General features: G+C 50.0%; 20 protein-coding genes and 1 riboswitch. Of the genes, 14 read left to right on the plus strand and 6 right to left on the minus strand.

Annotated features, from left to right (window positions below; genetic code table 11):
- Positions 1–471 precede the first annotated feature (471 nt).
- A riboswitch (TPP riboswitch) is annotated at positions 472–565 on the plus strand.
- Between the two features lie 104 nt (positions 566–669).
- The 11 genes from thiS to HQ41_RS04815 all read left to right on the plus strand — a co-directional run bounded on the left by thiS (position 670) and on the right by HQ41_RS04815 (position 12,778).
- Positions 670–870, plus strand: a complete 201-nt coding sequence (gene thiS / locus HQ41_RS04765) for a sulfur carrier protein ThiS (RefSeq protein WP_044188645.1) — start codon at positions 670–672, stop codon at positions 868–870.
- Between the two features lie 183 nt (positions 871–1,053).
- Entirely contained in the window at positions 1,054–2,844 is a 1,791-nt protein-coding gene (gene thiC / locus HQ41_RS04770; protein WP_044188647.1) for a phosphomethylpyrimidine synthase ThiC, read from the plus strand.
- A gap of 163 nt (positions 2,845–3,007) precedes the next feature.
- Positions 3,008–5,044, plus strand: a complete 2,037-nt coding sequence (thiE, locus tag HQ41_RS09315) for a thiamine phosphate synthase (protein WP_161780580.1) — start codon at positions 3,008–3,010, stop codon at positions 5,042–5,044.
- Positions 5,045–5,153: 109 nt separating this feature from the next.
- On the plus strand, positions 5,154–6,707 hold the full coding sequence (locus tag HQ41_RS04780; RefSeq protein WP_044188705.1) for a bifunctional response regulator/alkaline phosphatase family protein: 1,554 nt from the start codon (positions 5,154–5,156) through the stop codon (positions 6,705–6,707).
- Complete coding sequence (tsaE, locus tag HQ41_RS04785) at positions 6,704–7,150, plus strand: tRNA (adenosine(37)-N6)-threonylcarbamoyltransferase complex ATPase subunit type 1 TsaE (protein ID WP_044188649.1); 447 nt, start codon at positions 6,704–6,706, stop codon at positions 7,148–7,150. Before HQ41_RS04780 ends, tsaE begins: the two co-directional genes overlap by 4 nt.
- 18 nt (positions 7,151–7,168) lie before the next feature.
- The gene (locus HQ41_RS04790) at positions 7,169–7,774 is read left to right on the plus strand and encodes a thymidine kinase (RefSeq protein ID WP_044188651.1); all 606 of its coding nucleotides are present in this window, start codon (positions 7,169–7,171) and stop codon (positions 7,772–7,774) included.
- A complete protein-coding gene (locus HQ41_RS04795) occupies positions 7,771–8,625 on the plus strand; it encodes a 5'-nucleotidase, lipoprotein e(P4) family (RefSeq protein WP_052405293.1) in 855 nt (284 codons plus the stop codon). Before HQ41_RS04790 ends, HQ41_RS04795 begins: the two co-directional genes overlap by 4 nt.
- Before the next feature lie 200 nt (positions 8,626–8,825).
- Positions 8,826–10,058 carry a hypothetical protein gene (locus HQ41_RS04800; protein WP_044188654.1) on the plus strand — a complete coding sequence of 411 codons (1,233 nt, stop codon included), beginning with the start codon at positions 8,826–8,828 and terminating at the stop codon, positions 10,056–10,058.
- Between the two features lie 112 nt (positions 10,059–10,170).
- A complete protein-coding gene (locus HQ41_RS04805; protein WP_044188658.1) occupies positions 10,171–10,941 on the plus strand; it encodes a thiazole synthase in 771 nt (256 codons plus the stop codon).
- A gap of 29 nt (positions 10,942–10,970) precedes the next feature.
- Positions 10,971–12,077: a 2-iminoacetate synthase ThiH gene (gene thiH, locus HQ41_RS04810; RefSeq protein WP_044188661.1), complete on the plus strand. Its 1,107-nt coding sequence runs from the start codon at positions 10,971–10,973 to the stop codon at positions 12,075–12,077.
- Positions 12,074–12,778, plus strand: coding sequence for a HesA/MoeB/ThiF family protein (locus HQ41_RS04815; protein ID WP_044188664.1), 705 nt, complete (start codon positions 12,074–12,076; stop codon positions 12,776–12,778). Before thiH ends, HQ41_RS04815 begins: the two co-directional genes overlap by 4 nt.
- Positions 12,779–12,946: 168 nt before the next feature.
- On the opposite strand, the gene gldN is transcribed toward HQ41_RS04815, so the two are convergent.
- The 6 genes from gldN to HQ41_RS04845 are packed head-to-tail and all read right to left on the minus strand — an operon-like array spanning position 12,947 to position 19,256.
- Positions 12,947–14,026 carry a gliding motility protein GldN gene (gene gldN / locus HQ41_RS04820; RefSeq protein ID WP_044188667.1) on the minus strand — a complete coding sequence of 360 codons (1,080 nt, stop codon included), beginning with the start codon at positions 14,024–14,026 and terminating at the stop codon, positions 12,947–12,949.
- A 12-nt stretch (positions 14,027–14,038) separates the two neighbouring features.
- Positions 14,039–15,592: a gliding motility protein GldM gene (gldM, locus tag HQ41_RS04825; RefSeq protein WP_044188669.1), complete on the minus strand. Its 1,554-nt coding sequence runs from the start codon at positions 15,590–15,592 to the stop codon at positions 14,039–14,041.
- Positions 15,593–15,595: 3 nt separating this feature from the next.
- Entirely contained in the window at positions 15,596–16,507 is a 912-nt protein-coding gene (gene gldL / locus HQ41_RS04830) for a gliding motility protein GldL (RefSeq protein ID WP_044188671.1), read from the minus strand.
- Between the two features lie 18 nt (positions 16,508–16,525).
- Positions 16,526–17,950 (minus strand): SUMF1/EgtB/PvdO family nonheme iron enzyme, encoded by a 1,425-nt coding sequence (locus tag HQ41_RS04835; protein WP_044188675.1) that lies wholly within the window; start codon positions 17,948–17,950, stop codon positions 16,526–16,528.
- Positions 17,951–17,987: 37 nt separating this feature from the next.
- Positions 17,988–19,004, minus strand: coding sequence for a PorP/SprF family type IX secretion system membrane protein (locus HQ41_RS04840; protein WP_044188676.1), 1,017 nt, complete (start codon positions 19,002–19,004; stop codon positions 17,988–17,990).
- Between the two features lie 30 nt (positions 19,005–19,034).
- Positions 19,035–19,256, minus strand: a complete 222-nt coding sequence (locus tag HQ41_RS04845; protein ID WP_044188679.1) for a DUF2795 domain-containing protein — start codon at positions 19,254–19,256, stop codon at positions 19,035–19,037.
- Between the two features lie 1,276 nt (positions 19,257–20,532).
- Here HQ41_RS04845 and HQ41_RS04850 point away from each other — a divergent pair.
- From HQ41_RS04850 to recR, 3 genes are all read left to right on the plus strand, one after another.
- A complete protein-coding gene (locus HQ41_RS04850; protein ID WP_044188682.1) occupies positions 20,533–20,805 on the plus strand; it encodes an HU family DNA-binding protein in 273 nt (90 codons plus the stop codon).
- A 232-nt stretch (positions 20,806–21,037) separates the two neighbouring features.
- A complete protein-coding gene (locus tag HQ41_RS04855) occupies positions 21,038–22,603 on the plus strand; it encodes an Rne/Rng family ribonuclease (RefSeq protein WP_044188685.1) in 1,566 nt (521 codons plus the stop codon).
- 70 nt (positions 22,604–22,673) lie between these two features.
- A complete protein-coding gene (gene recR / locus HQ41_RS04860; RefSeq protein ID WP_044188687.1) occupies positions 22,674–23,294 on the plus strand; it encodes a recombination mediator RecR in 621 nt (206 codons plus the stop codon).
- Positions 23,295–23,299 lie beyond the last annotated feature (5 nt).

A 23,299-nucleotide genomic window follows, 5' to 3' on the forward strand; every position in this document is an offset into this window, starting at 1 on the left:
ATTTGGCGGAGAAAGGAGTGCTTCATCCGGTCGCGACGAACCTGAGTATATACTTGTAGGAAGCTCGGAGCTGGTTCGGTTGGTTTGGTTGCCATGTCGATACAATTAATTACATATTAAAGATATTAATAATCAGGGATATACACAACGTTTCTAACCGAAAAGAGGCAGAATGCCGTGCAACGATCTCATACTTGTAGGAAGCTGGGAGCTTGTTCGGTTGGTTTGGGTGCCATGTCGATACAGTTAATCACACGTTAAAGATATTAATAACCAGGTATATATACAACAATTTTAGCCAAAAAGAGGCAAAATGCCGTGCAACGGTCTCATATGGGACTTGATCAGTCCTTCTGTGCTGTAAGGATCCTCCGTGTGTAAGAGATGTTGCAGCCTTGTATCGGGTAGCAGAGTATAAATTTGAGGGAATGTACTTGGTCGTTAAGATTATTCCCCTAACTTTGCTTGCGTAGATATTCTTGGGGGTGCCCCACTGTGGTGGCTGAGATAATACCCGTAACCTGATCCAGATAATGCTGGCGTAGGGAAAGAAGCTAGAGTTGCCCGAGCAACTTCTCCTTTTGGTTAATCGTACCATAGCCCACTTTGGGCAAGCCTTCCGAGAGACTACCTGATTTTTAATTAGCTATCACTCGATACGAAGGTTATATGCAAATAACACTCAATCATCAGAGCATAGAGGTCAGCGACTATCTATCCTTAGAGGTCTTACTTTGCGAGCAAGGCCTTGGTGGGACGCATATCGCTGTAGCTATAAATCAACAAGTCGTCAGACGTGAGATGTGGTCACAGACTATATTGCAGTCTGGCGATGCCGTGCTTATTATAGGAGCAATCAAGGGTGGATAGTATAATTGCCGTGTAAAAACACCCGAGTTGAGCCTTCCCCTGCTCCCTCCAAGCGAACTACTAAGGCTAGATTTATCTACATAAGAAATTGCTAGACTTCTCTTTTGCTCGGAGGAGGGCTGGGGTAAGGCCTCAACACAGAGCCTATACAACAGAACATCATACACAAAAAATCAAAAAATTATGAGAGCCAAAGACGAAACGAAGGAGCTCAAGATCTCTACTGGCCCCCTAGCTGGTAGCACCAAGATCTATGTGCCGGGGAAGATTCATGATATACAAGTGGCCATGCGTCGCATAGATCTCTCTCCGACAGTCCTAGAAGATGGCACGATAGAGGAGAACGAATCTGTAGTTGTCTATGATACCTCTGGTCCCTACACCGATCCAAATTATCAGGTAGACCCACAAAAGGGACTCCCCAAGCTAAGAGAGCAGTGGATCGAGGAGAGAGGCGATACCAAACGCTTAGAAGTACTTAGCTCCGAGTATGGACGTATGCGCCGTGCGGATAGTCGTTTAGACTATCTACGCTTCGAGCACATTGAAGACCGCCCTCGTGTCGCATTAACGGACCAACCTGTTAGTCAGTTGTGGTATGCCCGCCAAGGCATCATCACACCAGAGATGGAGTATGCCGCTATCCGCGAAAATCAGCTCTGCGACGAGATTAAGTCCAAATACAAGAAGGAGCGCGGGGAGAGCTGGGGAGCTCATCTACCCGACTTTATTACCCCCGAGTTTGTACGCGACGAGATCGCTGCGGGGCGCGCTATCCTTCCCGCCAATATCAATCACCCCGAAACCGAACCCATGGTCATCGGGCGCAACTTCCTTGTTAAGATTAACGCCAACCTAGGGAACTCACCACTGACAAGTTCGATCCAAGAAGAGGTAGAGAAGGCCGTCTGGGCCATTCGCTGGGGAGCAGACACCATCATGGACCTCTCTACAGGGCGCAATATCCACGAAACTAGAGAGTGGATCGTACGCAACTCTCCAGTACCCGTAGGTACAGTGCCCCTATATCAGGCTCTAGAGAAGGTAAAAGGCAACGTCGCCGACCTGACTTGGGAGATCTACCGAGATACCCTCATCGAGCAGGCAGAGCAAGGCGTGGACTACTTCACCATCCACGCAGGCCTACGCTGGGAGCATGTACCTTTGACGATGAATCGCCTCACAGGTATTGTGTCACGCGGGGGCGCCATCATGGCCAATTGGTGTATTACGCACAAGCAAGAGAGCTTCCTCTACGAGCACTTCGAGGAGATCTGCCAGATTCTAGCGCGCTACGACGTGGCTGTATCTATCGGGGATGGATTGCGCCCCGGCTGTATCGCTGACGCCAATGACGAGGCGCAGTTCGCCGAGCTACGCACTCTAGGCGAGCTCGCTAAGATTGCCGACCGACACCATGTACAGGTGATCATCGAGGGCCCCGGACACGTACCCATGCAGAAGATTAAGGAGAATATGGATCTGCAGCTTGATCTCTGCAACGAAGCTCCATTCTACACCCTCGGGCCACTGGTAACAGACATTGCTCCCGGCTATGACCACATCACCTCTGCCATTGGTGCTACAATGATCGGCTGGTTCGGCACCTCGATGCTGTGCTACGTAACGCGCAAGGAGCACCTAGGTCTCCCCAACCGCGACGATGTCAAGGAGGGTGTGATTACCTACAAGCTCGCAGCCCATGCTGCCGACCTAGCCAAGGGACACCCTGCCGCATACTTCCGCGACTGGGCGATGAGCAAGGCCAGATACGAATTTCGCTGGATTGACCAGTTCCACTTGGCGCTAGACAGCGAGACAGCTCTCAAATTCCACGACGAGACGCTTCCTAGCGAGGGGCACAAGAAGGTACACTTCTGCTCTATGTGTGGCGAGCACTTCTGCTCTATGCGTGCCTCCAAGCAGCTACACGACCGCATCCGTACAGGAGAGAGTTGTGGTAGTCAGCAATAGAACTCAGCCTGCTAGGGCTATAAACTAGCAATTCGTTCTTTGACGTATTTGATAGGATAGGTATACTACTATCGAGATAGGGGTATGGTAGGGTGGCGGCGTAGATCACGGCATTCGTTACCTAAGCATTAAGGCTACGATGCCATACTGCCATACCCCTACGATGGTATCCTTTTTAGTTTCGTTTCAGTTTCCATTCATCTTCATCATACCTCTGCCTATGTTCATTGCTATTACTCCTCCCACTGCTACTACAGAGACCTTACGGGTCTACAATCAGCTTTTTGCCCTTGGCTTACAAGCCCTACACCTACGTCTCCCGAGTGCCGTTCGATCGGCATACGAGGCTGCAATATGCGCTATCGAGCCCAAGTATCGCCATCGGCTCGTCCTATGCGACCACTTCGATCTCCTCCCCATCACAGGAGCAGGGGGTATCCATCTGCGCACGAGCCTCATCGACCGATGGCGCGAATTCTCTTACTATGGTGGACGCGTCAGCGTCTCGGCACATAGTATAGACGAACTCGAGCATCTACCCTTTACTCCTACCTATGCCCTACTAAGCCCAGCCTTCGACAGTATATCTAAAGTTGGCTACCGAGCAGGCCTAAACCTAGAGGATTGCCGAGAGAGACTGCCTCGTCTTCCATTCCCAGTGATTGCTCTAGGAGGAATTACTCCTCAGAGAGCTAGAGAAGTCCTCCAGTATGGCTTCTCGGGGGCTGCTGCGCTGGGCTATCTATCGGATAACCCAAGAGAGCGATTCGTTGAGTTCGACTTGCCTTGTGTGCTGTCTCTTGCGGGACACGACCCTACGAGTGGCGCTGGCTTCGTCGCCGATGCTCGTGCCATAGCTGTAGAGAGGGGCTATCCGTTAACCATTTGCACAGCTCTCACCGAGCAGCATGAGAGCCACTTTGCCTCCGTCCTTCCTCTGTCTTGGGAGCAAATAGAGCGTCCATTGCTATGCCTCCTCGAGAAGCATCGCCCGCTATCAGCCAAGATAGGTCTGGTAGCAAATCTCGAAGAGGCACTTCGGCTCGTTGAGACCCTACAGTGTCATGGCATTCGCCACATCATTTGGGATCCTATCCTCTCGGCTACTGCTTCGTCCGAAACCATACATCCAACCTATTCCCACCAAACCCTAAGCCAAATATTAGACGCTGTAAGCCTCATCACTCCCAATAGGCCAGAGGCTATCCGACTCTTTGGATCCGATCAGCCCGAAACCCTCAAGGAGCTAAGCAAGAAGCATCAGATCGCCATTCTACTTAAAGGTGGGCACAGCGAAGATGTGTACCTCTCATGCGATCAGCTCCACCTCTCCACTGGCGATACCTATATATATAGCGTACCACGCACACCGCACGACAAGCACGGCACGGGCTGTACGCTTTCGGCTGTGATTGCCACCAAGCTAGCGCAGGGGTATGATCTCCCTATGGCCTGCAGACTAGGCCAATGGGCAGTAGATAGGCTTCGTCGCTCTAGTACGCAGCTATTAGGTAGCCTAGAGACCAATACTGCAGGGTTTAACAAAGAGACTAGGCTGGAGACCTGCCACCTCCAGTACATCACGGACAGCCAAGACCTCGACGAACTGCTAAATAGAGCTAGGGCAGCTCTGCAAGGGGGTATTCGTTGGATTCAGCTGCGTATGAAGCACAGCACCTCATCCGAACGCCTCAGAGCAGCCCTTGCGCTCAAAGAGGAGATGAAGCGTTATGCCAGTTCAACCCTCATTATAGACGACGATGTAGAGGTTGCGCTACAGTGCGATGCTCACGGCGTACATCTTGGGCTAAATGATATGCCCATCGCCGAGGCGCGCAAACTGCTGGGAAGCGACAAGATCATTGGTGGAACCTGCAACCGAGCCGAAGATATTGAACTTCGCGCTCTAGAGGGTGCAGACTATGTGGGTGTGGGTCCATGGCGTATGACTTATACCAAGGAGCGCCTAGCCCCTATATTAGGCGAGACTGGGATGAGGAATCTCGTCATGCGCCACAGGCAACTCCCCCACTCGATGCCCATAGTAGGCATTGGAGGGATCGAGCTGGAGGACTTCGGCACACTAGCATGGTTAGGCCTTAGCGGGATAGCCCTATCAGGCCTAATTAACCACGCCGAAGACGTTACCGAGCAAGCACGCCTAGTAGTTGCAGAGATAGACAAGTACTGGGGCAAGTAGTACAGAGGGCTGGCAGAAGTAAATAGGGTAAGCACTAGATTTTCTATATCTTTGTGCCGTATCATAAATAACGGGGTAGCTTCGTTATTGTATGGTAAACCTATACTATATGACAAGTAACAAGACATATCAAATCCTTTGGGCAGATGATGAAATCGACCTGCTCAAACCCCATATCCTCTTCCTAGAAACCAAAGGCTATATCGTAACGCCTGTACTTAGCGGTACGGACGCCATAGAGGCTGTAGAGAACAATCATTACGACCTCATCTTCCTCGATGAGCACATGCCCGGGCTTACGGGGCTAGACACACTCCAGAAGATTAAGGAAATTAAGCCCTTTATCCCCGTAGTGATGGTAACCAAGAGCGAGGAGGAACAGTTGATGAATCAAGCTATCGGAGGCAAGATCGCCGATTATTTAATCAAGCCTGTCAACCCCAATCAGCTACTGCTCTCGCTGAAAAAGAATCTGCATCAGTCGAGCATCATCAGTGAGACAACGACGATGAACTACCGCCAAGAGTTTACGCAGATTGGTGCTAGTATGAGCGATAGACTAAGTCTAGACGAATGGAAGGAGCTCTATCGACGACTTGTCTATTGGGAAATGGAGCTACAGGACGGAGATAGGCAAATGGGAGAACTACTCGAGATGCAGAAGAGTGAGGCTGGTCGTCTATTCAGTCGCTTCATCTCGCGCAACTATGAGGACTGGATTGCCAGTCCAGAGAATAAGCCCGTGATGAGCCCCGATCTATTCAAGACCAAGGTATTCCCTCTGCTAGATAAGGGCGAGAAGGTGTTCTTCATCTTGATTGATAACTTCCGACTAGACCAATGGGAGAGCGTCAAGGGGTTACTTAGCGAATTCTATACTTTCGACGAAGATCTCTACCTCTCCATCCTACCTACGGCGACTCAATATGCGCGCAATGCTATCTTCTCTGGGCTTATGCCTCTAGACATTGCCCGTATGTTCCCCGATTTGTGGGTCGATGAGGAGAGTGAGGAGGGCAAGAACCTCAACGAAGAACCAATGATTCGTACGCTGCTTGAGCGTTACCGCAAGCGCTATAGCTTCTCCTACAACAAGGTTTACGAAGCACGCTATGGCGAGCGTCTGCTCAACAACATCCATGAGCTCAAGGAGTATGACCTCAACGTCATCGTCCTCAATTTCGTTGATATGCTTTCTCATGCGCGTACCGAGAGTAAGATGATACGCGAGCTAGCCAACACGGAGGCGGCCTATCGCTCACTGACGACTAGTTGGTTCCGTCACTCAACGACCTACAACCTATTTAAGCAGATTGCACAGATGGGCTACAAGGTTATCCTGACCACAGATCACGGTACTATACGAGTGAAGAACCCAGTGAAGATCATCGGCGACAAGAATACGAATACCAACCTGCGCTATAAGGTGGGCAAGTCCCTCAGCTACGACGCCAAGTATCTCTTCGAGATTACAAAGCCAGAGCGTATCGGTCTGCCCAAGACGCACCTCTCGGACCGCTATGTATTCAGTCTAGGCAACGACTTCTTTGCCTATCCCAATAACTACAACTACTACGTGCAGTACTATAGAGATACCTTTCAGCATGGAGGCGTTTCGCTAGAGGAGATGCTCGTACCCATCATCACAATGCAACCCAAATGAAGGAACAAACTAGCTACCGAATAGAGACTATCGATGCACTGCCACAGGTGGTCGAGCGCTTCATCGACGAAGTGCTACCATATGGAGATATATTCTCCTTTACTGCTCCTATGGGGACAGGCAAGACTACGTTCATCAAGGCACTGGCTGAGGCTCTCGGGGTAGAGGACGTCATTAATAGCCCGACGTTCTCTATCATTAACGAGTACCGAGCAGAGCCCTCGGGCGAACTCATCTACCACTTCGATTGCTACCGCCTAGAAAAGCTAAGCGATGCGCTTAACTTAGGCGTAGAAGACTACCTAGAGAGCGGAGCGCTCTGCCTGATTGAGTGGCCCGAGATCTTAGAGGAGATATTGCCCGCCGACACAGTACGTGTAACGATTGAGGAGGAAGCTGGCACTGGTGCTCGCCTACTGACTGTGACCTATTACAAAAACTAGTCTAGCATCTATAGTACCATGAACTATTTACATATCGAGAACGAAGGCTTCACTGGGCGTGGCTCAATTGAGGTTATTTGTGGCTCGATGTTTAGCGGCAAGACCGAGGAGCTGATGCGTCGGCTTCGTCGTGCCAAGATTGCCAATCAGAGCGTGGAGATCTTTAAGCCAGCCATTGATATGCGCTACGACGAGACACAAGTAGTTTCGCACGACCGCAACAAGACCGAGTCCACACCAGTAGACAGCTCTGCAAGCATATTGCTGATGTCTTCGGATGTCGACGTCATTGGCATTGACGAAGCGCAGTTTTTCGACGATGGCATCATCGCTGTTGTCCAAGAGTTGGCCGATCGTGGCGTCAGAGTGATCATCGCGGGATTGGATATGGACTTCCGTCGCCAGCCCTTTGGGCCAATGGCAGGTCTATGCGCCATTGCCGACTCTGTAGACAAGATCCACGCTATCTGCATGGAGTGCGGTCGCCTTGCCAACTATTCTTTTCGCCGTGTCTCTGGCTTGGCACAGGTCATGCTCGGCGAGATGAAAGAGTACAGCCCTCTATGCCGCACATGCTACCTCAAGCACCAGCAAAATACTAATTCACTAATGATAAATCAATGATGAAATTAATCTCTACTACCTTACTTATACTAGCCGTGGCTAGCGGACTAACCAGCTGCGTTATTGGTAACAAAAGCTATCCAACTCCAATCGAAACGACAGCCAATCGTCAAGCGAATAAAACATTGATGAGCCCAACCCTCGGAGGCAAGCTCTACACCTCCGCTTGGATACAACGCTCGGCAGAATACAAGGCTCTTTGCCTACAGGCGTACAACATCGCCTCACTTCGCCTAGACGCAGCTACAGCCAAACCTCTTCAGTCGGGGCAGAAACCTTGGGCAATCGTCACCGACATTGACGAGACCATTCTCGATAATACGCCCAATGCTGTGCACCAAGCGCTCAAAGGCGAAGACTACACAGACGCCTCGTGGGACGAATGGTGTGATAGAGCCGAGGCAGATACCCTAGCAGGGGCGAGAGACTTCTTCCTACGTGCCGACAAAGCAGGCGTGAAGATCTTCTACATTTCCAACCGCAACGAGAAGAATAAAGCTGGTACGCTACGCAACCTAAAGGCCTTTGGCTTCCCACAGGTTGTAGATAGCCAACTCATCCTACGCTCTACGACTTCGGACAAGACAGCTCGACGGAATTATGTGCTAGAGCAATACAACATCTTGATGCTCATTGGTGACAACCTCGGAGACTTTGACCATATCTTTGATAGCTCCAACGAGCTCGAGCGCAAGGCAGGTCTCAATCGCTTCGTCAAAGAGTTTGGCAATCGCTTTATCGTATTGCCTAATCCGAACTATGGCACTTGGGAGAAAGCGATGAATCAAGGCTATCCTCCTCTGTTCGAAAAGGACAAAAAGCTTAAAAGCACTCTACTGCGCAACTACTAGACGAATAATTTTTGCGCTACCATCAAGCTGTTCAAAGCCCCGTTTCTAGGGGGTTTGGACAGCTTTTTAAATGGGTATGATCTATCATATTGATAAGTTTTCACTATTGATAAATTATTTTATTTGCAAATTAATGTAGCTTTGCAGACGATTCGAAAGGAAACACCTTGAGAAGGATCATAAGACGAAATTAAGATTGTATGAAAAAGATCGTATGGAGCCTAGCTCTAGCTGTAACTCTCGTAGCCTGTGGCAAACAGAACGAGCCAATACTAGAGCCCAAGAACCCAGAAATAGAAGAGCCAAGTAAAAAGGACGAGCCTAAGCAGGAGGCACCCAAGGGGGAAGACCCTAATGAGGATGCACCTAAGACTGACGAGCCTAAGCCCAACCAGCCAAACCCAGATGCACCTAAGCCTGACGAGCCAAATACAAAGCCCACTGACTTCTATCTAGGTACTCGTATGCAGGTTAATTGGGGTGTAAAGTCTGACGTCTACCTAAAGGCTGTCGACTTCGAAAGTCTGTTTGTGCACAACAACGCACAGGGCTTCACAATGGAGAAACTCAAGCCATATCTCAAGATTTACTCGACAGATCTATCGGGCAAACCATATACGCTTACGGACGAAGATCTAAAGCTTGTGCAGATCATCGATGTACGATACGAGAACAACTATTCTGGCAATGGTAGCATCACCTTCAAAACGAAATACAAGAGCTACCAGAGCGACTCTCGCCACAGCTTACCTTTCGACCGAAACGCGTTCTATGCAAATAAGGTGGAGCTCGACCTAAGCTTCGCTGGCAAATGGTACATGCGTGGCGTTGCCAAGTATTTGGCTCTGTTCTACGGCGATGCTGTAACGTACGACCGAAATCTCTACGCAGCCGAGCTCGACGAGCAAAGCATCGACTACAGAGATAGCGACAACTCTATCCGCTTCAATCTCGTATTTAAGTATTTGGAAACAGATAAAGAACTTGCACAAATCCCTATCACTTTAATAGGCTTTAAGTCGCTCAAGACTCTCGAACAGGATATGTTCGTTTCTCAAACGCATGAACTCAAAGAGGTGATGACGAGGAAAGTCCACAGCTATAAGGAGGGTCGTGACCTAGCTAAGCATATAGAGTCTGGAATATCTAACTGGATGAAGAGTGCCAGCGTAGGTATCCGACAAGGAGAGCGTGCAGCTAATATGCTCCAATGGGAAACTGTTAGTGTTCCCGGTGGTAGTGTTAATACACTTACTCCAGAAACGGGGCGCAAGAGAGATCTGGATATTTACCTAGAGGATCCTAGATTTTCTGTGGCAGAAGCTAAATTTGTCGGTCGAAACCTAGAGCTTAAACTCAAGCTCAACTACGTAAATACAATAGCTCTGGACAATGTGATCCTTCCCCTGACGGTACATGGCGTCAAGAATTAAAGCTGAAATCCTCCATTCTAATCCCGTAGGTGCAAGTAGCATCTACGGGATTGTTGTATCTGTCCTATCGAGTGCGTCAAGCAAGATTATTCATCAATATACAGATAGGACTATGCAACCATTAACGATTAAGCAGTATCAGTTTACGTCTCGTCTATTCCTCGGGACGGGCAAATTTGCTTCTAATGCCATCATGGCAGACGCCATCGAGGCATCTGGCAGCGAGCTAGTAACCGTTGCCCTCAAGCGCATCGACAGCAGCAGCGCTCACGACGAATTGGTAGAGACCATCAAGGCTCCCGGCGTACAGCTCATGCCCAATACCTCTGGCACACACAACGCCGACGAAGCGATCTTTGCAGCTCGTCTGGCTCGAGAGGCATTCGGCACAGACTTCATCAAGGTAGAGATTCACCCCGACCCCAAGTACCTCCTGCCCGACCCCTTCGAGACGTTCAAGGCCACAGAGGTGCTCGCCAAAGAAGGCTTCGTCGTGATGCCCTACATCCAAGCTGACCCTATCCTCTGTAAATATCTAGAGGATGCTGGCGCAGCAGCAGTGATGCCACTTGGTGCACCTATTGGGAGCAATCAGGGACTCAAGACCAAGGATCTCATCAGGATTATCATCGAGCAGAGCCGTGTGCCCGTAGTGGTGGACGCAGGTCTAGGTGCACCATCGCATGCAGCAGAGGCTATGGAGCTGGGAGCTGATGCCGTACTCGTCAATACGGCTATTGCCTCCGCCGGAGATCCTGTAGCCATGGCGCGTGCCTTCGCACTAGCCACTGAGGCCGGACGCATGGCCTACGAGAGCGGATTACCAACACAGCGCGCGAGCGCATCGGCTAGCTCTCCTATCGATCACTTTTTCGGTTTCTAACCACAACCTATAGTATAGATAGATAAGCAATGAGTTTCTACGACGAACTACAAAAGCTAGACTGGGAAGAAGTAACGCACTCTATCTCCAACAAGACCGAGGCTGATGTGCGTCGTGCCCTCTCTGCAGATCGACTAGGGCTAGAAGACTTCAAAGCCCTCATATCACCCGCAGCCGAACCTTTCTTACGTGAGATGGCCGTCAAGGCAGAGCAGCTGACGGTGAAGCGATACGGACGTACCATACAGATGTATGTACCTCTGTATCTCTCCAATCACTGCTCCAACTTCTGTGTCTACTGTGGCTTCAACTGCCTCAATCAGATCAATCGAGTCAAGCTAGACGTGCCGCAGATCATGGACGAGATAGCAGTGCTCAAGGACTGGGGTTACAAGCATATCCTCCTAGTATCTGGCGAATCTCCTCACCTAACCCCTGCCGCCTACTACGAAGAGGTCGTACGTACCGTCCGTCCACACTTCTCTCAGGTGTCGCTAGAGGTACAGCCACTGCAGGCAGAGGAATACGCTAAGCTCGTAGAGGCAGGTGTGAGCTTCGTCTGTGTGTATCAGGAGACCTACCACGAGGGAGCATACCCCAAGTACCACCCCAAGGGACTTAAGGCCAACTTCCGTTACCGTCTCGAGACTCCGGAGCGATGCGCCGAGGCAGGGATACGAAAGGTCGGCATCGGCGCCCTGCTAGGTCTAGAAGACTGGCGGACTGATGCCTTCTTCACCGCCCTACACCTTAACTACCTCGAGCGCTACCACTGGCGGACCAAATACTCTATCTCTCTGCCAAGGCTACGCCCCCATATAGGTGAGTTCGAACCCAAAGATCCGATCAACGACCGCCAGATGGCTCAGCTGATCTGTGCCTATCGTCTCTTCGACCCCGAGGTAGATATCTCGCTATCGACGAGAGAGGGTTCTGCCTTTAGGGATATGGCTATGCACATCGGGGTGACCTCTATGAGTGCCGGCTCGAGTACAGAGCCAGGCGGATATGCCAAGCCAAAGAAGGAGCTAGAGCAGTTTGAGATTAACGACGCACGTAGTGTTTCCGAGATGGCGGAGGCAATATGCGCCGAGGGATATCAACCTGTCTGGAAGGATTGGGACATTTGGTTATGATCCACCACGATATATCCAAGCGCTACATACGCCAAACGATGCTGCCACAGATAGGCGAAGCTGGGCAGGCTAAGCTATTAGGCCGCTCGGCTCTAGTAGTAGGGGCTGGGGGGCTAGGTTCTCCCATTCTTTACTACCTTGCGGCAGCAGGTGTAGGGCGTATTGGCATTGTAGACGACGATCGGGTTAGTGTAAGTAATCTACAGCGTCAGATACTTTTCGCTGAAGGAGATTTAGGTAAAAACAAGGCAGAGCAGGCCGAGCGGAGGCTGAAGCTCCTCAATTCGAACACACACATTGAGGTCTATCCGCATAGACTGACCTCGGAGTGTGCCGAAAATATTGCCTGCGACTATGACCTAATCATAGATGCCACCGACAATTTGGCCACACGCTACCTGCTAGACGATACAGCTCGCACCCTAGGCAAGCCCTATCTATACGGAGCGGTGGAGGGATTTGTAGGGCAATGTGCGCTCTTTCATGTTGAGGGAAGCAGTGGGTATCGCGATCTCTTCCCAGAGTTCGAGGTCGAGGCTGATACACGTCCCATAGGCATAGTCGGCGCTGTAGCTGGCAGTCTAGGCGCTATTATGGCGACAGAGGCTATCAAAGTCCTACTAGATATGCCTACCTCACTCGCAGGCTACCTTCTATGCCTAGACCTAGAGAAGATGTTGTTTAGCCGGATTAAGCTTTGAGCTCAAAGCGATGTCGCTTCCTCGGCTATATGTAGTAGAGTCTGACTGATACTTCAGAGAGGTTATTAGGTAGAAAAGGTAACGTAAGATATTGATCTTACGTTACCTTTTCTTGTTCTTTGCTATCCCGATGAAGCCAGAGGATGCAGTAGCCTATTTGCGGAGATTTTAGTGTCGGCCACGCACAGAGCGTCCCGCAGTGCGTGCCGGCTTTTCGGCCTTGGGCTTCGCTGCCTTTGTTGCCTTAGCTGTACCCGTCTTTGTGCTCTTGCTCGAGCTCTTGGCCGAGCGAACACGTTTGTCGCGGCTGTTGCGTGCGGTCTTTTCTGCGCTTGTCCGCTCGCTCGTCTGTGTTTTGACTGTATCTGCGATGAATAGATTCTGCTCAAATTTGCTTAGCTCCCCTTCAATCCGCTTGCGCTCTGCCTTGAGCGAATCTGGCGTCGTGGCATATTGTGCGAGTGAACGATTGAGGAGGTTTTGCGTTTTGATAATTTCGCCGTGATACATCTTCAGTCTGAAGAAATCATCGAGCGTAGCGGAGGCAACATTGTTGTAGCTACTAAGCATCACGGGCTGAGCGCTCAGATGAGGTCGTATGACCTCGTATGGCAGCCAGAATAGAGGCATAGGTACCTCACCATAGTCCCCAAGATCATAGAGAATAGGGCAGATTGCCTCGACCTTGACGTCGTAGGTTGATGTACGCTGGTCGAAGTACCAAGTCTCTTTGAGGTAATAAGCCTTTACCTCGCTTGAGGGAACGTCTGGCAAGGCGACTTCGTAGCGTGCATTGCCTTTGCCTCGCCCCTCTGTGTAGCTTATGCGGAAGCGATCAAGGAGATCCTTGAACTTGAGCTCGTGTTTCTGATCGAAAACCTCAGGCCCATCAATATACTCATACCCCTTGATTTGCTCGGTGGCAATGAGGCGAAAGAGCTTGGTGAATAGGTTCTGCGCTTGCTCTGTGCTGGTAGTAGGGTAGTACAGAGCAGCATTGCGCTCGTCCGCTAGGTCTAGGTAGCGGTAGACCGTACGCCTCCAATTGACGTGGTCGGTATCTCGGCTCAGTAGACGGCTCTGCTCCAGAGCTCTCTGGCTGAGCGAGGACTCTGGTGTGGCTCCGCTCGCTTGCTTCACTCTAGGCTCTCCTGCTCGGCGTACCGTAGCCTCCTGAGCCGAGGTACTACTATGAGAGGCTACTACTGCTGCCAGAAGGCCAATTATTAGGGTTGTCTGTCTTAGCATCGTCGTGATTCGTTAGTTGAGGATTAGCTCAAGAGGAGCAATTTTACGCTCGATGCCATCTGCACCACGCGCGATTACCTCGGTAATGTATAGTCGTTTGCCTCTGGAGGCGTTACGTATCTGTTGAATCTGTCTTTCGGAGAAGATAGCCCCTTGAGATACTTCTGGGATTGCATTTCCCATGGAGTCGAAGCTTACAATCTGGAACTTGAGTACCGTGTACGCTACATCTAACAGAGAGTCATCGATGGCGGCTTTGATACCACCAGCCGCCAGTAACGATTGTTTGGTGATACGTCCTCCCTTGAAGCGCTTGGCTGCTCCTGTCGCAGGGTCTTTGATATCTATATAAGGCATCGGGTCGGGTAGAGCTCGTACACGTAGCGTGGAGCGTCCCATCACCGAGGTGCGTCCGTCGGGCATCCGTGCCGATACGGTAACGGTCGCCTCGCTACCTACTTGAGATGGGCGAGCAACCCATAGGTTCCCCTGTCTTGCTATAGACCCACCAGTCATGGAGGCGGTCACAGCACTTGATGGTATGCCCGGTACGGCTATGTCAATCTTATTGTCAATCCCTGCGTAGAGGACGTTCATCAGCACGGGAGCGACCGTGGCCATTGGCTCTACCACAGTGTATTCGCTGGAGAATTCTCGCTGCTCGATCTGGCCAGAGGGCATTTGCATTTCGATAAATCCCTTGACTGGGAAAACACCACTGCTACGTGTCTGGACGGTGTATAACCCGCCAGCCTCGGCTGGTAGCTCTGTGCCAGACACTACTATGCGAGGCGACTGAGTAGTGTCGGTGCTGCTGAGTACGATCTGAGCACGATAACTATCTCCACGCATAACGATACGGCTCTCTGGTATGATCTGTGCTGATAGACGGTTTACCCTTAAGTCGCCTGCATCAATGCTTTTGATTAGAGTAGAGAGCAGCTGTCCCTCGGTGTAGCGGAGGTCATTTTGTAGTTTAGTCAGTAGCGTGATTGCAGCAGCCGAAGGCATACCAGAGAAGTTGGCTTCCTCCCATGACATACCCGAGGGGCCACTCTGGGTATCGAGTAGGGAGAGTAGTCGTTGTGTGTCTGCGTTCTCTGGCATGAGCGTCTGGGCTAGGGAAACGAATTGCTCAATAGAGTCACGCAGAGCACGACCTCGCTTGCTGAGTGGGTTGAGCATTACCTCGTCTGAGGCTCCTAGATAGTCACGTCGCCTCAGTGAGTCTGCTTGGGCATCTGCTCCATCTGTTTGTTCGGCGATCATCTGTTTGAGCGTTTGGATCTGTGCAAATAGAGCATCTACCCTCTGGCTAAGGGATTCGCTTCGTTTGTACCACTGCTCTGTTTTGGTTGGGTTGTGCTTGTAGGCATCGGCCATAGCTCGTCCGAGCGCATCGTTTTGCTCCTCCGTAGAGGCGATACTCTGCTTGAGCCCTCGCTCTACTTTGGCGAAGCCCTCCAAGACATCCGATGAAACATTGAGCGCCATCATGGCAATGAAGACGATATACATCAGATTAATCATCTTCTGCCTATTGGCATTCCCTCCACTATTTGCCATAGTTTAGTCTTGTGTCGTGCTGGACTGATGAGAGGTATATGGCGCACCCGGCGCACCCGGCATACCCATATTGACGGTGAGTGCCTCTAGCATACGGGCGTATACCTGATTGAGCTGTCGCAGCTGCTGAGCCATACGCTCATTCTCGCTCCGGAAGGTGTGGCTATCCACGACGGAGCTGTCATACATAGAGCTAATCTGATGCAGGCCAGAGTTAATCTTGTCTATGGCATCAATCTGGCTGCTGATACCCTTGAGCTGGATCTCGTAGATGGTATTAAGTCCCGAGACGTTTCGTGCTAGGGTTTCCATTTGCTGGAGATACTGCTGAGAGCCCTTGCTTAGAGATTCGTAGTCGGAGGCCATAGCCTGATAAGTCCCCATCATATCCGTAGATACACGTGCGATGCGAGAGAGTTGCTGTGCTGCCTCGCCAAGAGCCGTGATACCCGAGGATAGACGCTCTAGCTCCTCTTGTGGTAGCAAGTCGCTGGCTACAGCACTTGTAGTATTGGTGGCCGAGTGGCTCCCAATACTAGGCATAGAGCCTAGCGCCGAGGTGCCTGCCGAAGTTGTGAGCTCTTGTTGCCTCTGCGCCTTCTCGAGTAGATAAACCCTGCGTGCCTCCATCTCCTCTCTGTCCATAGGATTGGTGGAGTTGAGCTCAGGGAACACTTCTTCCCAATTGTAGGTAGGGGCTGGCTTCTCGAAGCCCGAAACGAAGAAGACAAAGAACTCCGTCATCATACTGACGAAGAGGATCTCATTGCCATAGGGTAGGTGAAGCAATTTGAAGAGTGCTCCCAGAATAACGAAAGCAGCCCCCCACGAATAGAAGAGATTTAGAATGCGCTTGCCACGATTACTCGCCAGAAACATCTCTAGCTTATTCTTATAGCGTCTGTAGGGTTTCATTGTCTTAGTTAGTCTTGTTTATTTGCCGAAGTCGATGGCTGTACGTACACAGCGGAACCCGATGTACGAATGTCCACGATCTTGGAAGGCAGATGCTCGGCTGTTGGAGCGAATATAGCGAGCAATGTCCTTCCATGACCCTCCTTTGATGACTTTCTTTGCTCGTGCGTGCGGATCGTCCTGAGCGGCATGATAGGTTAGCTCGGGATTGACGTCGTCTGTTTGCTTTAGTCCCGATACGCTCCATGAGGTACTTGTCCACTCGGCTACGTTACCAGCCATGTCAAAGAGGCCGTAGTCGTTAGGGTTAAATGAACCAACTCGAGCAGTGATCAAGTGCTTGTCTGCAGTATAGTCGCCGTCCGATGGTTTGAAGTTGCCCAGCAGGCAACCTTTGTCCGAGCGCAAATCTTCGGCACTCCAAGGGTAGGCTAGATTGGTTTGTCCTGCACGTGCTGCGTACTCCCACTCTGCCTCTGTCGGTAGACGGAATGCCTCGGCTACTTGTCCCTCTGGGAGCTTTACTCCCATGAGGTAGTACATTGTACGCCAAGAGCAGAATGCCTGTGCTTGTTCCCACGATATGCCTACGACCGGGTAGTCGTCATAGCCCGGGTGGTTGAAGTACATACGAGTATAGGTTTCGTTTGTAGAGTTGGGAAAGTCATTGACCCAAACACTCTCGTCTGGATAGATGGGGACGATGTAGGTATTGAGGAAGTCGTACTCACTCTTGAGCTCACGAGTAAGCGTCTGGCGCACTACACGACCAGACTGGTCAATGTAGGCAGTGTCTTTGGCGATCATGATTGGCGTCTGACCTGCCTCGCCTTGCCAGTTGGGGTTGCCCTCTGGGCGACGTAGTTGGTGGCGGTATAAGGCAGCCGAGCGGTGGTCATACACCTCGTAGCGGTAGAGGAGTTGTCGAGGGTCTAGGCTACGCTCTCCCGTGACGGGATTGGTATAGTAGAGGCTATTGATAGCCTTGAGCTCCTCGTCCGTAGCACGCTTCTCCGAGGGAATTGGTCTAGACCAGTCTAGCTGTGGCTTGATGGGTTCTCCGTATTTGTCTTCAGTTATTTTGTAGGTTTCGTCCCCTCCATATGCGGGATCGGCTAGGCGCTCACGAATGATAGAGTCACGTACATAATGAACGAATTGTCTATACTGAGCATTGGTAACCTCGTGGCGATCCATCCAAAATGCGTCCACCGAGATAGCACGAGATACAGCGGGTTCTCCCCACAGCGTATCGGCTTCTTTCTGACCGAGTATGATGTGTCCACGTGGTATTTTGACCATACCATAGGGAGCTGGTTCGCTCCAGCTAGCCAAGCGTGCACCCACAAGCTCGCCCCCCACCGTAGGGCGAGAGGCTCCACAGCTAGAGAGTAACGCAAAGCCCATGGGTATACCCAATAGGCTTACTAGACTTTTTCTCATATTTATTCTTTACTATTCTTCTTGCACGTTGCCAGTACTACAGAAGGCGAATACTCTTGTAGGTCGGCTTCTTGCCTCCAGAGAGGTCTATGGGCATTGAGTAGGTCGCCACTAGCTCATGGTTGCCCCAAGAGGCTCGCCTAAGCTCCGTCGTAGGGAGCTCGTACTGGTACCCGATGTAGCCTTTGCCGAACCGCATACCCAGACCTAGACCTACGGCTAAGCTGGGGCGATACAGTAGAGCCACCCTGAATCGATCTGCATACCATGTATCTAAACGCAAATCAACTCGATAAAATTGCCTCTCGTCTATCTGAGCGAGTACCGAAGGCTGCAACTGCCACCTCCCACTCAGCGTGCGATAGTTGTAGCCAGCCACTAGTGTGTAGCTACGTATTCGCTCACGACGGTAGAGGTTGTCCAGCACAATGTCGGGCGCTAAGAGCTGATTGACGGATAGACCTGCGTAGTAGCGCTCTGCTTGATAGTAAACGCCCAGCTGAGCATCTATACCACGCCCCGACACATCTCCTGCTGGTAGTGCAGAGTCTGTCGGGGATAAGCCCTCAACCCCGCCGGGTATGAAGATCTTACTTCCCTCAAAAGTACTAGAAATAATAGAGCCTCCCAAACCTACTTGTAGGTAGCTTTTGCCGAGCTTGAGCCTCAAGGCATAGCGTGCTGTGAGCTCTGTGTCTTTGAAGAGACCAATCTGCTGGTTGGACATCTGTACGCCTAATCCTTGTCTTACGCCAAGCCAAGATATAGGCATATCGCCCATGACGAGAAAACTTTTGGACGCCCCCTCTAGTCCCTCTAGTTGCCTATTGTGCATAGCTCTAAGGTAGAGCTCGCTACCTAGAGCTAGACCAGCGGGGTTAAAGTGCGGAAGCAACTCGGTGTATTGCCCTAGGGGTAGGGTAGTCTGAGCAAAAAGCCCCTGCCCCAAGCTAATCATAGCTAGGAGGCAGAGGCCTTTGATTTTGTTGCTGTATTGCTTCCTCATCAGATAGGTTGCGCCGAGCGAGCCACTAGCGTCGTAGCCCCAACGCATACTTACTCCTTGGTTTTGGGAGCGAAGTGACTAGTACTCCTCTTCGTCGAAAAAGAAATCTTCTTTGCTTGGATAGTCCGGCCAGATATCTTCGATAGACTCGTACAGTTCGCCTTCATCTTCCATTTCTTGGAGGTTTTCAATGACCTCTAGAGGCGCACCAGAGCGTTGGGCGTAGTCGATGAGTTCTTCACGAGTTGCAGGCCAAGGGGCGTCTTCTAGCTTAGACGCAAGTTCCAGTGTCCAATACATAGTTTTTTAACGTAATTATTCAGTTTTATATTGATTTCTTGGCGCAAAAATAAGGAATAATTTGAGATTTCCAAGAGTTTAATCAAAATATCCTTCTGGGTTAGGTCTTAGTTTTTTCAAATACCTCTGATTGATAGTTGGTTTCATTAGTAGATATGGCAGAGGTATAGGCTCTCTTATGTGTATGTGTAGGAATGGTTCTCTAGGGAGTACGGCGTTGTAGCAAGCCTTGAGTGTGTTTGAGTGATTGGTTGGTGGAGAAGCTCCTCGACCTTTTGCTCTCTTCCTTTTGTATTGTAGCCGTTCTCGTGGGCTGATAGTGTCGCTGTCAAAAGATGTGACAGAGGGGTTACATTTGCTTAGATATGAGCGTAGGGTTTAGGTTGGAATTGTGGATTTGTCTGCATCGTGTTAGCCCTAGCGGTAAGGTTTCGGGTTAGGTTTGTTGGGTTTCTCGTTGGCTTCATGGGAGGTGCCTGTTGTAAGGTTTAGCTTTTTGCAGACTGAGTATTGGCTCATGTAGGCGCGTATTCTTCATCTTTTTGGTTAATGATTGTAAATGTGTTGTTTAGAAATTTCATTTAATGAGAACTATTTTCTGAAAAGTCGCTCAGATTTCTTGGGGGTTGAAGGAGTGATTCGTGCGGACTAGTGGACTAATCATTTAGGGTATGTCCATCAATCAGGAAGGATTGATGGGAGGAAAATCTCAAAATAGTACTCTTATGTTCAGAAATCTCTGGATGTCTAATATTATCCATCTGTATATTAGATGTTTGAGTTACGCCCCTTTTGAGCCATGATCTCTGTCGCTCTGGAGGGGGATGCCAGAGCTGGAGCTAAACTCAATGTAGGCCTTGCTAGGGGTAAATACGAGGTTGGGGATTTTTCAGCTAGACACGTAGAGGACTACACGTTCGTATGTTTCAAGTGTTATTAAGTGTTAATCCTCTTCTTGTCTTTACCTTATCATTGCGCAGTCATGCTCACTCTTCTTTAGTCGTCTTCTCGAAGTCTGAGACTTGGTCGGTATACCGTATTTATATACATACTCCTCTTTGGAGTATCACTCTCGGGTGTGGGTCTTGCCGGTATTGGCTGTATGGCTTAGTGGCAAGTGATGCCTTAGACTGTTTGTCTGCTGTTTTTGAGCCAAGGTGTTTAGATTGAATACAAAAACAGAAAAATCTCTAGGACTTTTGGATAAAAGTACTATATTTGCAGTCCGAAAGTCAAGGTTGTTTATTCATTTATAATCAAGTAAGATATAGTAATTATGACAAAGGCTGAAGTTGTAAGCGAAATCGCTAAGAGCACAGGCGTAGACAAAGAAACTGCCCTAGTGGTGGTGGAGTCTTTTATGGAGTCGGTTAAGGACTCTCTCGTAAGAGGTGAGAATGTGTACCTCCGTGGTTTTGGGAGCTTCATCATCAAGGAACGTGCCGAGAAGACTGCACGCAATATCTCCAAGAAGGAAACCATCATCATTCCGAAGAGAAGAATCCCAGCATTCAAGCCATCTAAGCTCTTCTCTGTCAAGGTGAAGTAGTTAGCATTAGGTTAAATCACAGAAGTTAAATTCAAATAATAAACGACATGCCAAGCGGAAAGAAAAGAAAGCGCCATAAGATGGCCACGCACAAGCGTAAGAAAAGACTGAAAAAGAACAGACATAAGAAGAAGAAGTAATACGTAGGCTTCTCTCTCGAGGGGATAAAGGTGAGTGGAGCTTGTCTTTATCCCCTCGTGTACTAATTGTAAACTCATACATCATACACAAAGTGACTAGTGATCTAATAGTTGATGTTTCGGCCAAGCAAATCTCCATGGCTGTATTGGAGGATCAGAAGTTGGTCGAGCTACAACGAGAACGTCGCGACTTGGCTTTCGCTGTCGGGGATATATATCTCGGCAAAGTGAAGAAAGTAATGCCGGGGCTTAATGCTGCTTTTGTAGATGTAGGGTACAAAAAAGATGCTTTCCTGCACTATCTCGATCTAGGGCCTACTTTTGGCTCTCAGCAACGTCTGCTAGATATTGTAGCCTCTGGCAAACCAATACCATCAGCCACCAAAATACCTATCTCTGCCGAGCTCCCCAAGGAGGGCAAGATAGCCGATTACATCAAGCAAGGGCAGCTTGTCTTGGTACAGGTAGTCAAGGAGCCTATCTCTACCAAGGGACCACGTCTGTCTGCCGAATTGTCGTTAGCCGGGCGCAACATGGTATTGGTGCCATTCTCCGACAAAGTTTCAGTAAGTAGCAAGATTCAGTCTATCGAGGAGCGTACACGCCTAAAGCAGCTGATGCTGAGCATTAAGCCCAAAAACTTCAGTGTGATCGTGCGTACCTCGGCAGAGGGCAAGAAGGCTAGTGAGCTAGACCAAGAGTTGCGCCGACTGGTACGTCGCTGGGAAGAGAGCATACAGAAGCTCCCCAAGATCAAGGCACCACGTATAGTCTATGAGGAGGCGAGCCGTGCACTAGGGTTGCTCAGGGATACGTTCAACCCCTCTTTCCAGAGTATCCACGTCAATGATGCCGATTTCTACGAAGATATCAAGGAGTATGTGGCCTCTATAGCTCCCGGACGAGAGGAGATTGTACAGCGCTACACAGGTAAACTGCCTATTTTTGATGAGAAGGGGGTTACCAAACAGATCAAATCTCTGTTTGGACGTACCGTTACCTACAAGAAAGGGGCTTATCTAGTTATAGAGCAGACTGAGGCGATGCACGTCATAGACGTCAATAGTGGCAATAGATCACGCAAGAGCGCCGAGCAGGAAGAAACAGCCGTAGATGTCAATATGTCTGCGGCCGAAGAGCTGGCCCGCCAACTAAGGTTAAGGGATTTAGGTGGCATTATCGTGGTAGACTTCATCGATATGCATGACCCCAAGAATAGAGAGCTACTCTACAAACACATGGTCAAGCTGATGGAGGGCGATAGAGCCAGACATAATATATTACCCTTGAGTAAATTTGGACTGATGCAGATTACCCGCCAGAGGGTGCGGCCTGCCATGCAGATCACGACCGAGGAAACCTGCCCCAGCTGTATGGGAACAGGCAAGATGAAGTCTTCGGTACTGCTTACAGATCAGATTGAGGAGAAGCTCAGGGAGCTGGTACAGCAGCAAAGTGTATCCTACATCAATGTACACGTACATCCGTACGTTGCGGCCTATCTCAATAAAGGACTGCTATTCTCCATTGCACGTCAGTGGAAGCTCAAAATTGCCAAGGGTATTCGTGTTACCCCGAACCAGAGTTTAGCATTCCTTGATTATAAATTCCTCGACAAAGAAGGGAATGAGATAGAGCTACTAGAAGAAGACAACTAAATGAAATCGGTAGCCTCAAAGCAATATCGCAGAGGCTACCGATTTTGTTTTTTATGATAGACGAAACTAGATGATCACCTATCCCTCCAAGTTGGTCGAGCGAGCCGTAGAGCAGCTCTCCAGCCTCCCGGGTATTGGACGCAAGAGCGCCTTGCGTTTAGCACTGCATCTACTCTCCCGATCGGGCAGCGAGGTGCACCTCTTCGCAGATGCCCTTACGGAGATGCGTGATCACATCATATATTGCAGACGCTGCCACAACATCAGCGATACTGAGCTGTGTAGCATCTGTTCCAATCCTGCTAGAGATACTTCTCTGCTCTGTGTGGTGCAGCACGTGGGTGATGTTATGGCGATTGAGAATACTGCTCAGTATCGAGGTCTGTACCATGTGTTGGGTGGGGTTATTTCGCCTATCGACGGGATAGGACCAGATGATCTGACCATCGAAGCTCTAGTCGAGCGAGTTCGAGAGGGTGAGGTCAAGGAGGTTATTTTAGCTCTTGGCACAACCATGGAAGGCGATACAACCAACTTCTTTATTCATAGGAGTCTCTCGGGGTTAGGGGTTAAGCTAAGCATTATCTCGCGCGGTGTAGCCATTGGCGACGAAATTGAATATGCTGACGAGGTTACTCTGGGCCGTTCGATCCTTGGGCGCACAGACTTTGAGCAGTCTATCAGGCTATAATTAAC

Origin of the sequence: Porphyromonas sp. COT-290 OH860, assembly GCF_000768935.1 — a bacterium.
Lineage (GTDB): Bacteria > Bacteroidota > Bacteroidia > Bacteroidales > Porphyromonadaceae > Porphyromonas.

Excerpts from the sequence above, each read along its gene's own strand:
- HQ41_RS04850 (WP_044188682.1), top strand. The coding sequence starts at position 20,533 with ATGACAAAGGCTGAAGTTGTAAGCGAAATCGCTAAGAGCACAGGCGTA.
- gldL (WP_044188671.1), bottom strand. The coding sequence starts at position 16,507 with ATGAAACCCTACAGACGCTATAAGAATAAGCTAGAGATGTTTCTGGCG.
- HQ41_RS04835 (WP_044188675.1), bottom strand. The coding sequence starts at position 17,950 with ATGAGAAAAAGTCTAGTAAGCCTATTGGGTATACCCATGGGCTTTGCG.
- HQ41_RS04800 (WP_044188654.1), top strand. The coding sequence starts at position 8,826 with ATGAAAAAGATCGTATGGAGCCTAGCTCTAGCTGTAACTCTCGTAGCC.
- HQ41_RS04790 (WP_044188651.1), top strand. The coding sequence starts at position 7,169 with ATGAACTATTTACATATCGAGAACGAAGGCTTCACTGGGCGTGGCTCA.
- HQ41_RS04795 (WP_052405293.1), top strand. The coding sequence starts at position 7,771 with ATGATGAAATTAATCTCTACTACCTTACTTATACTAGCCGTGGCTAGC.
- HQ41_RS04780 (WP_044188705.1), top strand. The coding sequence starts at position 5,154 with ATGACAAGTAACAAGACATATCAAATCCTTTGGGCAGATGATGAAATC.
- gldM (WP_044188669.1), bottom strand. The coding sequence starts at position 15,592 with ATGGCAAATAGTGGAGGGAATGCCAATAGGCAGAAGATGATTAATCTG.
- recR (WP_044188687.1), top strand. The coding sequence starts at position 22,674 with ATGATCACCTATCCCTCCAAGTTGGTCGAGCGAGCCGTAGAGCAGCTC.
- HQ41_RS04845 (WP_044188679.1), bottom strand. The coding sequence starts at position 19,256 with ATGTATTGGACACTGGAACTTGCGTCTAAGCTAGAAGACGCCCCTTGG.
- HQ41_RS04805 (WP_044188658.1), top strand. The coding sequence starts at position 10,171 with ATGCAACCATTAACGATTAAGCAGTATCAGTTTACGTCTCGTCTATTC.
- thiE (WP_161780580.1), top strand. The coding sequence starts at position 3,008 with ATGGTATCCTTTTTAGTTTCGTTTCAGTTTCCATTCATCTTCATCATA.
- HQ41_RS04840 (WP_044188676.1), bottom strand. The coding sequence starts at position 19,004 with ATGCGTTGGGGCTACGACGCTAGTGGCTCGCTCGGCGCAACCTATCTG.
- thiH (WP_044188661.1), top strand. The coding sequence starts at position 10,971 with ATGAGTTTCTACGACGAACTACAAAAGCTAGACTGGGAAGAAGTAACG.
- gldN (WP_044188667.1), bottom strand. The coding sequence starts at position 14,026 with ATGCTAAGACAGACAACCCTAATAATTGGCCTTCTGGCAGCAGTAGTA.
- tsaE (WP_044188649.1), top strand. The coding sequence starts at position 6,704 with ATGAAGGAACAAACTAGCTACCGAATAGAGACTATCGATGCACTGCCA.
- thiS (WP_044188645.1), top strand. The coding sequence starts at position 670 with ATGCAAATAACACTCAATCATCAGAGCATAGAGGTCAGCGACTATCTA.
- thiC (WP_044188647.1), top strand. The coding sequence starts at position 1,054 with ATGAGAGCCAAAGACGAAACGAAGGAGCTCAAGATCTCTACTGGCCCC.
- HQ41_RS04815 (WP_044188664.1), top strand. The coding sequence starts at position 12,074 with ATGATCCACCACGATATATCCAAGCGCTACATACGCCAAACGATGCTG.